Source organism: Pelodictyon clathratiforme (assembly GCF_982375515.1).
In genome coordinates this window covers 394,666-407,538 of the sequence record NZ_OZ455102.1, presented here as the reverse complement: position 1 = coordinate 407,538, position 12,873 = coordinate 394,666, and the positions used below count along the sequence as shown (strand labels likewise).

Sequence of the window (12,873 nt, the reverse complement as noted above, 5' to 3'; positions counted from 1 at the left end):
CTGAAAAACAGTTCTCTCTTCAGGATCTCCTTTTCATCCGCGATATTTCGTCGCGAAGTCTTGCGGCCTCTTCATAGTTTTCGTTGCTGATGGCGTCATTAAGGGCCGCCTGCAGCTCGTCGAGCAGCGCTTCAGGATTGAGCAGCCCTGCAACTCTCTCTTCTGTTTCGAGGGGAATGCCATCCTCTTCACCTTCCTCTTTCTGCTCTTCCTTGATACCGGCCTCGTTCATGATCTCTTCTGTGACAAAAAGTGGCGCATTAAAACGCACAGCAATGGCGATAGCATCACTGGGACGTGCATCGATTTCATGCACTTCACCGTTCACCTCACAGACTACTTTGGCATAAAAGGTTTCATTGTGCAGTTCATCAATAATAATTTCATTGACATGCAAATGAAACGCATCGGCAATATTTTTGAAAAGATCGTGGGTAAATGGCCTCGGGGGTTTAATGTTTTCAAGTTTCAGGGCAATGGCCTGCGCCTCGAAGCCGCCGATAATGATCGGTAGTTTACGTTTTCCCTCAAGTTCATAAAGGATAAGGGCATAGGCTCCGTTGGTATGGGGACTTGTCGAAAGTCCAAGAATATCTACCTGAAGTTTACGCATGGGCTCAAAGAATAATTATGCTCAATATTTCCATAAAGCGTGCCATCAGCACACAACCATTATATAACAGTTAATCATCTCTTCTTCAAAAATTCCTGCAGCCCTTCTATCAGTTTTGGCAGTACAAGGTGCACATCACCAACAATACCATAATCAGCAACATCAAAAATCGGTGCATGAGGATCACTGTTGATGGCAACCACTTTTCTGGATGATCCTATACCGGCCAGATGCTGAGGTGCACCTGATATGGCACAGGCAACATAGAGGGCTGGAGCCACAGTTTTGCCAGTCTGGCCGATCTGTTCGGCATGTGGCCGCCACCCTTCATCAACCACGGGACGGCTCGCTCCCACGACACCTCCAAGGAGCCGGGCAAGCTCTTCAAGCTGCTCAAAATCCTCTGCGCTGCCCATTCCTCTGCCACCGGCAACAATAATTCCGGCTTCTGTCACGTCTGAACCGCTTTCACGCATCACCATCCCGCAAACAACAGGTAAAAGAGTCGCTTCGATGAAACCGGGTGGCTCAAGGAGAACAAGTGAAATATGAGTTTCGGAAGGGATGATTGGATGCGTTGGACGTGAAGAGGTGGTATAAATGCTTAATGGACGCCGGGGTGCAAACGAGGCGATTACGGAACCAGAATAGAGCGCTCTTGTGCAAGAAGCCTCGGAGGCGATATCTTCAATGATTGAGCATCCCGAGAGCAGTGATGCCTTAAGACGCACGGAGAGCCGGGGTGCAAGATCACGGCTGAGTACCGTATCAGCAAAAAAGAGATCACTGCACGCCTCCCTCTTCATGATATCAGTAATCAACCTCTGATAGTGTTCCGGATTGTACCTGCTGAAACGGGCGTCACTGGCCAGGTAAAGAACCCCCGTTCCTGCCATACGGCCTTCAAGCTGACGGAGGTCCGCCGGGCCAGCAAGGAGAGCTGAGACGGTTATGTCCGGTCGCAGGGTGGCAAGCTCCTGAACCCTGTTCCAGGTGTCAATGGAAGCTTGTTTAACAACACCTTCCCTCTGTTCGAGAAAAACCAAACATCTCTTCATAGCCTTATTGCCTCCTCTTTTTCCTCTCAGCTCAGAATAGAGCCTCTTCATGACCGAGCAGCCGGATCAGCTCTTTTGCGTCCGACACAAATCGACACTGTTTTTTCCTTATCAGGGGCTTCATGGCGGTAATGGCGACAAAAGGGCTCTCGCTAAGCGTGAGGGATAGATGATCAATCGGTTTTTTTCGCGCTTCAATGACCGCTTTGATCGTCGTTTTACGCGGCACATTCAACCCTTTTTCAACGCTGAAGAGTGCCGGATAGTGAAGATCGAGCAATTCAATGCCCCCCTCAATTTCACGCTCAACCTGAATGCCCTCAGTTGATGCGTTCAGTTTGATAATGGCGCTGACCGATGCAAGATCAAGCAGTTCGGCAAGCATCAGTGGAACCTGGGCGCTTTGAAAGTCGGTTGAGTGCTTACCGCAAAAAATAAGATCCGGAAGAGCCGTCGCGTAACAGGCAGAAATTGCACGGCTGAGAAGCAAGGCGGTCTGAAAGGGATCTGATGGCTCTTTTGTACCGCTTATCAGTACAGCCCTATCTCCACCCAGGGCAAGGGCTTTGCGGAGCATCTCTTTTGCTGAGGGGGGAGCTACGCAGAAGAGGGTCACAACACTCCCTTCAAAACGCTCTTTGAGACGTACCGCTTCTTCAAGAGCATACTCGTCGAAGGGATTCATCACCTCATGAACTCTTGAGAGGTCAACAGCTCCATCAAGAACGGTGATAACCGAGGCGGTATCGGGTACCTGACAGAGACAGACAGCAATATCCATAGCAGTTTCTCCTGATAGCCATTGCACTACCATGTGCAATAAAAATTTCACTTTAATCAGAAAAGCCGCTTTGAAGCGGCTTTTCTGAAAAAAACAAGTGCCCGAGAGGAGATTCGAACTCCTACACCTTTCGGCGCTACCCCCTCAAGATAGTGTGTCTACCAATTTCACCACTCGGGCTTGTCTTAACTACTGAATTCAAACCAGCAGTCAGTGAGAATAGAAGGACTCGAACCTTCGACCCTCTGCTTAAAAGGCAGATGCTCTACCGACTGAGCTATATTCTCAACCTGTAACCATGGTACTGGAGTACCGGAACTTACTTATTCTGGTATCTCTGGCGCTTCTTGTGCCGATTCTTACGGCGCATCTTTTTGCGCTTGTGTACCGCCATTTTATGACGTTTTCTCTTTTTTCCGCAGGGCATATAGTAAGTGTCTTTCCTCTTGTTTTAAAGGCAGATAATATAGAAACTTTTTTCAGAACTGCAAATAATTATTCCTACTCTTTTCATAAAATGTTGTCGCAGGAGAGACTATCGACAGGAAACACTCCGATGCACGAACGGAAGAGAGTCTCTTCTTTGCATCAAGAGGTCGAATGCTGCCCTGCGAGGATCTCTCTTGTCGTATCGCTGATCGGGGGCAATACCCTCTTCAGGCATTCATGTATTTGAAAAAGTCCTTGTTATCCTTGGTGTCAGCCATTTTCTCACGCATGAACTCCATGCACTCGATAGGGTTCTTGTCGGCAAGGTATTTTCTGAGCAACCATGTCCTTGAAAGCTCTTCCTGTGTAAAGAGCAGCTCTTCCTTACGGGTACTGGAGCGAAGAATATCAATGGATGGGAAAATACGACGCTCAGAAAGCCGACGGTCGAGCAGAAGCTCCATATTGCCTGTTCCTTTGAACTCTTCGAAAATAACATCATCCATGCGGGAACCGGTATCAATAAGCGCGGTGGCAATAATGGTCAGGCTTCCGCCTTCCTCGATATTACGGGCTGCACCAAAGAAGCGTTTCGGTTTGGTAAGGGCATTGGCATCGATACCACCTGACAGGATTTTTCCTGAATGGGGAATGATGGTATTGTGAGCCCTTGCAAGCCGTGTAATGGAATCGAGCAGCACCACCACATCACGACCAACCTCCACAAGCCGCTTCGCCTTTTCAAGCACCATATCGGCTACAAGAACGTGACGTTCGGGATCCTCATCAAAGGTGGAGCTTACCACTTCTGCCGGAACACTCCGGGCCATGTCGGTCACCTCTTCAGGGCGTTCGTCGATAAGCAGCACAATAAGGTAGACCTCTGGATGATTTTTGATAATGGCATTGGCAATCATCTGCAACAACATCGTTTTGCCGGTTTTCGGCTGCGCCACAATCAGGCCTCTCTGCCCTTTACCGATAGGGGTAAAAATATCCATGATGCGGCCACATGCTTCCGACTGCTTGGTTTCGAGCTTGAGGCGCTCTCGCGGAAAAAGGGGGGTCAGATTTTCGAAGTAGGGGCGCTCTCGTGTAATTTCAGGGTCGTTACCATCAATGGTGTTGATCTTCAGCAAGGCAAAAAAGCGTTCTCCCTCCTTTGGAGCCCTTACTTGTCCGGAGACGGTATCACCGGTACGCATGTTAAATCGCTTGATCTGGGACGGGGATACATAAATATCGTCAGGAGAGGAAAGGTAGTTGTAATTGGCTGACCGTAAAAAGCCGTAACCTTCCGGGATGACCTGCAGAACGCCGGTGTTGACCATGACGTTACCGCTTTCGGAGTCGGTATTTTTCTGTGACTGCGCCTCAATAATCTTGAAAATCAGCTCCTCCTTTCGCAAACCGGCAGCCATCACTCCAAGCTCTTTGGCTAAAACATGCAGTTCAGAAACCTTCTTTTTCTGGAGCATATTGATGTCCAGACCTTTACAAACCGAATTGTTCGACATTTTGATTGTATTCAACGCTTGTTATTTAAAAAGGCAATAAAATAGTGAACCCATCTCACCCCACCGGTGAGTATCCCTGCACCATAACCAGTAATGCGTACAATACATTATCGGAAGATTACCTCTTAACGCTTCATCATGTACCATGAAAGCAGGAAAAAGAAGATGACCAGGGAAGACTATCTATAATTGAAAACGGGATAAGCACGGTAAGGAATTATGGAACGGGATGTTCCTTTCAACACACGAAGAATTTCAGTGGCTCGTGTAGAATATAAAAAAATTTCGACAAAAAAGCGTTCTTCACACCAGCGTATTATCATCTTCCCGTAGCGATAATCTCACCTGCAAGATAGAACGAGCCTGTCACAAGAATCAAATCATCAGCACCTGCCCTTGACAACAGATAAGCAAGCCCTTCTCTGCCGGTAGCGCATACAGTTGCCGCTGAGCCCTCTTCCTGACATATTGAGCTGAGTACTTCGGCTGAAACTGAGCGCTCCGAGGGAATATTGACAAGAACAAAAGAGCATTCAAGACGATGCAGTTCCCGGATAACCGCCCTGGCATCCTTGTCTGAAGCCAGACCAAGCACAACAGAGATCCGGCGGTATTTTTTCCGGAAAGAAAGAAGAGTGTTGACGGTTTCTCGCATACCATCAGGATTATGCGATACGTCAAGAAGTATGGCGGGATTCATACCAATCTGTTCCAGCCTTGCGCGGTACCCGGTCTGCAATAACCGTTCAAGCCCCGAAGAGATCTGTTCGGCAGCAATGCCGGTGTCTTCCGCCACCATAACGGCAAGGGAGACGTTGGCGGCATGAAACGATCCGGTAAGGGGTACCTTCAAGCCTCGATACTTTCGGGACGCTGTCGTAACCTCAAGCTCAAGCACTCCCGGTTGAGCAGAAATAATGGTACTGAGTGCATCTTTTCCATAAACAAAAAGTGGTGCATCACACAATTCCGCCATCGTTTGTATCGGAAGAAGGGCTTCCTGCCGGGATACAGCAGTAAATACCCTGCTCCCTTTTTTGATAATAGCCGCTTTTTCAGCAGCAATAAGGGGTAGCGTCCCGCCAAGCCAGTCCGTGTGATCAAGAGCGATTGTTGTAATCACCACATAATCAGAGTGCACAACATTGGTTGCATCAAGCCTTCCGCCCATGCCGGTCTCAAGGATGGTAACATCAACGCCTTCATCGGCAAACCAGGCAAAGGCGATGGCTGTTGTTGCCTCAAAAAAGGTGGAGTGATTTTCTACAACCGCATCACGGAAACGAGTACAGTAGTGGGCAACTCTCTCCTGTGGAATACGGGAGCCATTGATACGAATCCTCTCGGTAAAATCGACCAGATGCGGAGAGGTATAGAGTGCACACTTTTTACCTGCAGCCTGAAAGATCGAGGCAAGTGCCGCAGCAACACTCCCTTTGCCATTGGTTCCGGCGATATGGACAAGCAATCCCAACCGCTTCTGCGGTGAGCCATGAAGATCAAGCAACGTGCGAACACGTTCAAGGCCTGGTTTTATTCCGAAGCGATGCAGTGGGTAAAGAAAATCGAGAGCTTCCTGGTAGGTCACCGTTATCTGCTAACTGTTATGAATTGAGACGAGAGCTGCTTTGATCACCTCTTCGACTGTCAATCCGGGGTTTTGTTCGAGAATAGCTACAACAGCTTTTTGAACAATGATTCTGGAAAATCCAAGAGTTACAAGAGCATTGACGGCATCATCGCGCAAGAGGGTTGACGAAAGCCGGGCCGGAGAAGCAAGAGCAGAAACAGGAGAAAGTTTCAGAACTTTATCGCGTAACTCAAGAATAATCCTTGCAGCCGTCTTTTTTCCAACACCGGTGATACCGTAGAGGCGTTCGGGAGTATTGGTCAGAATAGCGTCGTGAATATCCTGAACTGATAATCCGGAAAGAAGGGCGAGGGCAAGTTTGGGTCCCACACCCGTAGTGAGCAGAAGCAACCGGAACAATTGACGCTCCTCTTCTCCCGAAAAGCCGTAAAGTTGCAGAAGATCTTCCCTGACAACAAGATGTGAAAAAAGGAACACCTCACTACCCTGTTCGGGTAATTGACGATGTGTGGCTGCTGAAATCAGAAACTGGTAAGCAATACCGGAAACCTCTACAACCACCTCTTCTGGCAATACCGAAGTAAGCTTGCCGCGAAAATATGCAAACATGAAAGAGGGTATGGAAACCCGGCCTGAAAAACAACTGCAGAAAATGCTCTGCGGCTTTTTGAGGCCGGATGTCAGACAATGAAGATCTCTATTGGTCGCGCCAAAAAAAGCTCTCTCGCTTTAGTCAGCTTTCACATAACTGTTCATCAGACGTGTCAGTTGTGACTTTTTGCGGGATGCTTTATTGGCATGAATGTAATTCTTTACCCCGAGACGATCAAGCTTCTGAACCGCTGAACGGTAGGCAACTTCGACGACCGCCTTTTCCGCACTGGTATCAATCAGTTTCTGCATGGTTTTAACAAGAACTTTCAGCTCTTTTTTCCTTGATCTGTTCCTGGCATTTCTTCTTTCTGACTGCCGCAATCTTTTTTCAGCCGATTTGTGTAAAGGCATATAAGGTGCTGTTAGTAATATATTGTTGAATAACAAAAGGCATATAATATAGAAGAAACCTGCAAACATTCAAAAGTATTTTCTCCCCCTCTCCTCTCTCAGCTCTCTATGCGGCAGATCTCTCCACCCGTTAACCCTCTGCTGCACTCCCCTGTATCCATCACCCCACCTGCACGACCCTCTTCATCTGCACTTCTCAATGACAAGACTCCCTCCCTCCCATCCTGCATGTTCATACCTCTTTTTTTCTGTATATTGGGCAAAATTTTAACCACCGTTACCAATCTTGTTATGAGTCTGATGATCAGCGTTTCCGGTATAAGGGGTATTGTCGGCGAAAGCCTGACCCCAAAAAATCTCACAGCATTTGCGATGGCTTTTGCCTCCCTTGTCTTTCGTCAGAAAGAGAGATGTGGCAAAAACCATTCTGGAAAAAAGCCAACGATTGTCATTGGCCGCGATACCCGTCCGACAGGCAAGGCAATCGGGGATCTGGTCAGCAGTACGCTGCTGCTTTGCGGATGCGATGTTGTTGATCTCGGCATTGCAACAACACCAACCGTTGAACTTGCTGTTACAGGGGAGGGTGCCGACGGAGGACTGATCATTACCGCTTCACACAACCCTGTTGCCTGGAATGCACTGAAAATGCTCAACCACAAGGGCGAATTCCTCGGCGCCGAAGAGGTTGATGAGCTGCTTGCCATTGCTGAAAAGGAGTTGTTTGTCCATGCACACTGGGACAGGATCGGCACACTCTCCCAAAATGAGCAGTATGACGAACTGCATATCAAAAAAGTGCTCGATCTCCCCTGTATTGATACCACAACCATTGAAAAAGAGCAGTTCCGGGTACTTGTTGACTGCGTTGAAGGGGCTGGAGCCTCAATTATTCCCCGGCTTTGCACTGAACTGGGTATCAAGAACATTGTTGAGGTTGCCTGTGGCGGCAGCGGACTTTTTCCGCGCAATCCCGAGCCCATCGAGGAAAATCTTTCCACCACCATCGCCGCACTCAAGGAGAGTGGCTGCGATTTTGCCCTGATTGTTGATCCTGACGTAGACCGGCTTGCCCTGCTCTGCGAAGATGGCTCGCTTTTCGGAGAGGAGTACACGCTGGTTGCCTGCGCTGATTTTTACCTGAAGCACAAAATCGGAGCGGTGGTAAACAATCTTTCGAGCAGTCGGGCACTGCGCGATATTGCAGCAAAACATGGTGTGGCGTGCTACAGCGCAAAAATTGGAGAGGCCAACGTCAGCGAGATGATGAAAGAGGTGGGTGCTGTTATTGGCGGTGAAGGAAACGGGGGGGTCATCCTTCCGGAACTGCATTACGGCAGGGACGCTCTGGTCGGTATCGCACTTATCGTACAAGCCTTTACTCTCTGGCGCAGTGAGAACGGGGGTGGTTCGCTGTCCGAGTTCCGGCGTACCTTTCCCGACTATTTTATGTCGAAACAGAAAATTGTGCTCGGTTCTACCAGCCGTGCTGCGCTTGAAAAACTCTTCACCGATATTGCCAGCCACTACCACAGCGCAGCAGCAAACCGGCTTGACGGACTTAAACTTGATTTTGCTGACAGTTGGGTTCATCTGCGCCCTTCCAATACGGAACCCATCATACGCATCTATGCTGAGGCGCCCTCAAAAACAGGAGCTGATGAGCTGGCAAGCGAACTGAAGCATGAAATTGAACAAAGAGTCGCGGGTATTGAGAGTCATGAGTAACAGCCCCGGGAGAAGAGCAAGTTTCCGGCCTCAGCAGGATGAGACCCTGCAGAAAGGGAAAAAACGATCGGTTGACTTCTACATTGTTTCTCGCCTTTTAGGGTATATCAAACCCTACAGGACTCTTGTTGCCTGGGCTATCGCCATCACCATCGCTGGCTCTTTTCTCGGCCCGCTGCGCCCGTATCTGACAAAGATCGCCATTGACGACTATATCGCCCATGGCAATCTCAAGGGACTTACCGTTATCAGTATTTTTCTTGCAGGCGCCATTCTTCTTGATGGCATCAAGCAGTTTATCACGACCTGGATGACCCAGATTATCGGTCAAAAGGCTGTTTTGGACATCCGAATGGATATTTTCAGACACCTGCAGAAGCTTCCGGCACGGTTTTATGACCGAAACCCGATAGGCCGGCTGATCACCCGTACAACCGGTGATGTGGAATCACTGAACGAAATGCTCTCCAGCGGCATCATCACCATTCTTGGTGACCTTCTGCAGCTCTTTTTCATCGTGGTACTGATGGCGTGGATCGACTGGCAGTTGACCCTTATCGTTCTCAGTATTCTTCCCCTGATGATCTGGGCGACCATCGCTTTCAAAAACAGGGTAAGAATTGCCTTTCAGGATGTGCTTACCCATCAGGCCCGTCTGAACACCTTTTTTCAGGAACATCTCACCGGCATGAGCATCGTCCAGCTTTTTAACCGTGAAGAGCGCGAAGGGCGAAAATATGCCTCGATCAATGCCGATCACCGGGATGCCAACATCCGGACAGTCCTCTATTTTTCAATCTATTATCCACTGATTGAGACACTCAGCTCTGCCGCTGCCGGCCTCGTCATCTGGTACAGCGGAGTCCGCCTGCTCAAGGCTGATCTCTCCATCGGAGTGGTTATCTCATTTGTCCAGTATATCTGGCTTTTTTTCCGTCCCTTGCAGCATCTTTCTGACCGATTCAACGTTATTCAGACCGCTATTGCCAGCTCAGACCGCATCATCCGTCTCCTTGATGAAAAGGAAGGAATAGAAGAGCCTGCAGGAAAGAGGGAGATTGAGTGCTTCAAAGAGAGCATCGCGTTCAAGAACGTCTGGTTCGCCTATGAGAGCGAAAACTGGATACTGAAAGATATCTCCTTTACTATCCGGCATGGAGAAAAAATTGCCATTGTCGGCGCAACAGGAAGCGGCAAAACCACGCTGATCAATATTCTCTCCCGCCTCTACCCCTTTGCAAAAGGGTCGGTGAGCATTGACAGTATAGAGCTGTCCGATATAGCTGAACACTCGGTAAGAAAACTGATTGGTGTGGTCATGCAGGATGTCTTTCTCTTTTCTGGCACCATACGCGAAAACCTCGCCTTTGGCAAACCTGATGTCACAGATGAGGAGATGAGGGAAGCGGCGCGAATTGTCGGTGCTGACCGCTTTATTGACCAGCTCCCCGGAGGTTACCAGTACAGGGTACTTGAAAACGGCACTGGCCTCTCCTCTGGGCAGAAACAGTTGATCGCCTTTGTCCGTGCACTCCTCTACAATCCGGAAATCCTTGTGCTCGATGAGGCCACCAGTTCAGTTGACACAGAAACTGAATCCCTTATTGACGCAGCAACTGCCCGCCTGATGAGTGAACGCACCTCTATTATTATTGCTCACCGGCTTTCCACCGTCCAGAAAGCGGACAGGATTATTGTCTTGCACAAAGGGGTGATCAGAGAGAGCGGCAATCACCAGGAGCTGCTCGCAAAAAGAGGGCTCTACTACAAGCTCTACCTGCTCCAGCACCCCGAACAAACGCTCCACATCGGGGAGAATGGCGCTCCTGCCTGAATGTGGACTCAACGCTACAGACTGCTGTCGCGGAGCACACTGACCGGTTCAAGTTTGGCTGCTCTGGCTGAGGGCAGAATAGCCGCAAGCGTACTGATCAGAACCGTTATGCCGATGATGAGCAGAAAATAGAGGGGATTATAGGACATGCTGAAACCGGTTTTGGTCAGCGGGCCTTGTGAACTTTCGACAGGCAAACTGGCAAAGAGATCGATCGCACCAAGTGCAAGAACCCCACCAACAAGAGCGCCCGCCAATCCAACCATAAACCCTTCAAGAACAAACATGGCAACCAACTGACGTGCAGAAAATCCAAAGGACTTCATGATAGCTATGTCGCGGCTCTTTTCAAAAACGGTGGTCACGAGAATATTCGCCACACCGAACCCGGAGACAACGCCGACAAAAGCCACCAGAGAGAAAACGATGTACCCGATGCGGGCGAAAAGGGAGAGAATACTGGCGTTTTCCTCCTGCCAGGTGAGGCAACGGTAGCCGGTAATCCGTTCGAGTTCGCTGGCAAGTGCAGCATTGACAAAGGGATCGGCCACTTTCAGCGCTATGCCTGTTACCTTGTTTGCTGGCAACCCTTCAATGATCTGGGCTAGTTTGAGTGAAACAAAAACACTGTTATCGACCGCATTGACGCCGGAAAAAAAGATCCCGGCAACCTTGCACTGCCGACTCTTTCCGGATGAGGGGATGATCACTACCAGGTCATTCATTTTAAGGTTCATATCCCTTGCAACCGTTCGTCCCACAAGGAGCGCATTGGGGGTTTTTTCAAACAGGGCGATGTTACCCTGTGTCAATTTTTTGCCGATACCGCTGATCGCATCCTCTCTCTCAATCAGAACACCCTTGAGCACCAGCGGCTGGTTCCGGCTTCCTTTGACAGCCATAACCTGCGAAAGAACATAGGGGGATGCGGCAAGAATCTTTTTTTCATAGGTCGGAGAACTAAACACCGTAAGAATCTGACGATAATTACGCACCTCTTCCGGATCAAGCTTTTTGATGTTGTTGTCAACAAAGGCAACCGAGAGGGAGCGCTCCTCTTCAAAAAGATTAACTGGCATGGGACGCATGGATTCGCCCTTCAGCGTAATGTGAGGCGCAACGTTCACAATGGTCTCAACAAAAGAGTCGAGCAGACCGCGGGTAAGGGAGTTGGTGGTAATCAGCACCATCGTACTGACCGCCACACCAAGAATAGTGGTCAGCGTCTGCCGACGTCGCCCGAGCAGATGACGCACGGCTATGGAGAACAAGGTTTTCAGCATAACAATCTTGCCTTTTATTGGCCCTGCTTTTTCCAATTCTCAATCCTTAAACCAGAAATCCTTCCGAAATGGCTCTCGTTATTGGTAACCAGAGTCATATCATTCTCAATCGCAATGCCAGCAATCAACAAATCAATATCATCAATTATTTTACCAGTCTGTCTCAATAAAGAATACAATTCCGCAGAAATCTTTGCTGATTTATCAGTCATTGGAAGAACAATATTTTCAACAACAAAATCCTCAAATACGGTCAATTGCTTTAGTGCACTTTTTGCCAATAGCCCTCCAACAATTTCGTAATACGTTATTAAACTTATTTCGATCAAATCATATTGCTGCAAATATTTTTCAAAATTACCAACAACAACTTGATCACCTTTAAAATAATATGACAAAATATCCGTATCAACAAGAACTCTATTCATCAATCCTCCTCCTGTTTCTCTGACGATTGCTTATCAAGTTATTTGTTAATTCATCGAATACTGTATCATCAATATCTCGCCACGATCCTGCAAATGAAAGAGCTTTAGATTTTGTTACAATACCTTCTTCAAGCTTTGAAACAAACTCGTCCAACTCTTTTAGTTTATCAACAGGGATCCGGTGTACTTTTCTTAATATTTGCATTCTTCTCTGCGTATCAGTAATCATGGTACAATAATTTTTATGAAGTTTTTAATTCTTTATCAAATCAAATATTGAACCTATCGCTTTTTGCAAGACATTTTCAGCTCTTATTCGTTTTATTTTTTCAAACCCACAGGTAGATCAAACCATTCTGCTTCAATATCAAAATTATGCTGTAAACCAAGCCGGGATTTTGGAGAATTTCCAAAATAGGATCCAAGTATCAAGGCAGTATCAGCAGTTATCCTTCGCTTCCAGTTTATATTTTATGAAATCCTTCTTCTGTGGCATTTCCAGAACCTTTTACATGCGATATGCAAAAACCAAAAGCACCACAATCAATACTTCACACAACTGTATATTATTCAGTTTATGCATTTCTCTCATTCATTAATGGCAAT

At 47.9% G+C, this 12,873-nt stretch carries 13 protein-coding genes and 2 tRNA genes; 2 read left to right on the top strand and 13 right to left on the bottom strand.

The annotated features are described in order from the left end of the window. Nucleotides 1-19 precede the first annotated feature (19 nt). The 10 genes from AC56AD_RS02115 to AC56AD_RS02070 all read right to left on the bottom strand — a co-directional run bounded on the left by AC56AD_RS02115 (nt 20) and on the right by AC56AD_RS02070 (nt 7,230). Entirely contained in the window at nt 20-613 is a 594-nt protein-coding gene (locus tag AC56AD_RS02115; protein WP_012507252.1) for a bifunctional nuclease family protein, read from the bottom strand. A 74-nt stretch (nt 614-687) separates the two neighbouring features. Next, complete coding sequence (locus AC56AD_RS02110) at nt 688-1,671, bottom strand: electron transfer flavoprotein subunit alpha/FixB family protein (protein ID WP_012507251.1); 984 nt, start codon at nt 1,669-1,671, stop codon at nt 688-690. 31 nt (nt 1,672-1,702) lie between these two features. Continuing rightward, the gene (locus AC56AD_RS02105) at nt 1,703-2,452 is read right to left on the bottom strand and encodes an electron transfer flavoprotein subunit beta/FixA family protein (RefSeq protein ID WP_012507250.1); all 750 of its coding nucleotides are present in this window, start codon (nt 2,450-2,452) and stop codon (nt 1,703-1,705) included. Nucleotides 2,453-2,550: 98 nt separating this feature from the next. Beyond that, nucleotides 2,551-2,632, bottom strand: a tRNA-Leu gene (locus AC56AD_RS02100). 34 nt (nt 2,633-2,666) lie between these two features. Continuing rightward, a tRNA-Lys gene (locus AC56AD_RS02095) sits at nt 2,667-2,739 on the bottom strand. A 369-nt stretch (nt 2,740-3,108) separates the two neighbouring features. Then, on the bottom strand, nt 3,109-4,398 hold the full coding sequence (rho, locus tag AC56AD_RS02090; RefSeq protein ID WP_012507248.1) for a transcription termination factor Rho: 1,290 nt from the start codon (nt 4,396-4,398) through the stop codon (nt 3,109-3,111). 319 nt (nt 4,399-4,717) lie between these two features. Beyond that, on the bottom strand, nt 4,718-5,986 hold the full coding sequence (locus AC56AD_RS02085) for a bifunctional folylpolyglutamate synthase/dihydrofolate synthase (protein WP_012507247.1): 1,269 nt from the start codon (nt 5,984-5,986) through the stop codon (nt 4,718-4,720). 9 nt (nt 5,987-5,995) lie between these two features. Next, entirely contained in the window at nt 5,996-6,598 is a 603-nt protein-coding gene (gene ruvA, locus AC56AD_RS02080) for a Holliday junction branch migration protein RuvA (RefSeq protein WP_012507246.1), read from the bottom strand. Nucleotides 6,599-6,718: 120 nt separating this feature from the next. Further along, a complete protein-coding gene (gene rpsT / locus AC56AD_RS02075) occupies nt 6,719-6,994 on the bottom strand; it encodes a 30S ribosomal protein S20 (protein WP_012507245.1) in 276 nt (91 codons plus the stop codon). A gap of 98 nt (nt 6,995-7,092) precedes the next feature. Continuing rightward, on the bottom strand, nt 7,093-7,230 hold the full coding sequence (locus AC56AD_RS02070) for a hypothetical protein (protein WP_190274011.1): 138 nt from the start codon (nt 7,228-7,230) through the stop codon (nt 7,093-7,095). A 55-nt stretch (nt 7,231-7,285) separates the two neighbouring features. Between AC56AD_RS02070 and glmM the strand changes: the two genes are divergently transcribed. Together glmM and AC56AD_RS02060 are read left to right on the top strand one after the other, a co-directional pair. Further along, the gene (gene glmM / locus AC56AD_RS02065; protein ID WP_012507244.1) at nt 7,286-8,722 is read left to right on the top strand and encodes a phosphoglucosamine mutase; all 1,437 of its coding nucleotides are present in this window, start codon (nt 7,286-7,288) and stop codon (nt 8,720-8,722) included. Beyond that, on the top strand, nt 8,715-10,556 hold the full coding sequence (locus tag AC56AD_RS02060; protein ID WP_012507243.1) for an ABC transporter ATP-binding protein: 1,842 nt from the start codon (nt 8,715-8,717) through the stop codon (nt 10,554-10,556). Before glmM ends, AC56AD_RS02060 begins: the two co-directional genes overlap by 8 nt. 14 nt (nt 10,557-10,570) lie before the next feature. Here the strand turns inward: AC56AD_RS02060 and AC56AD_RS02055 are convergent, their stop codons facing one another. From AC56AD_RS02055 to AC56AD_RS02045, 3 genes are read right to left on the bottom strand one after another with little or no spacing between them, the layout of a single operon-like run. Next, a complete protein-coding gene (locus AC56AD_RS02055; RefSeq protein WP_012507242.1) occupies nt 10,571-11,839 on the bottom strand; it encodes an ABC transporter permease in 1,269 nt (422 codons plus the stop codon). A gap of 14 nt (nt 11,840-11,853) precedes the next feature. Continuing rightward, the gene (locus AC56AD_RS02050; protein ID WP_012507241.1) at nt 11,854-12,267 is read right to left on the bottom strand and encodes a type II toxin-antitoxin system VapC family toxin; all 414 of its coding nucleotides are present in this window, start codon (nt 12,265-12,267) and stop codon (nt 11,854-11,856) included. Beyond that, nucleotides 12,260-12,496: a hypothetical protein gene (locus AC56AD_RS02045; protein ID WP_012507240.1), complete on the bottom strand. Its 237-nt coding sequence runs from the start codon at nt 12,494-12,496 to the stop codon at nt 12,260-12,262. The genes AC56AD_RS02050 and AC56AD_RS02045 overlap by 8 nt, the downstream gene beginning before the upstream one ends. Between the last annotated feature and the right edge of the window lie 377 nt (nt 12,497-12,873).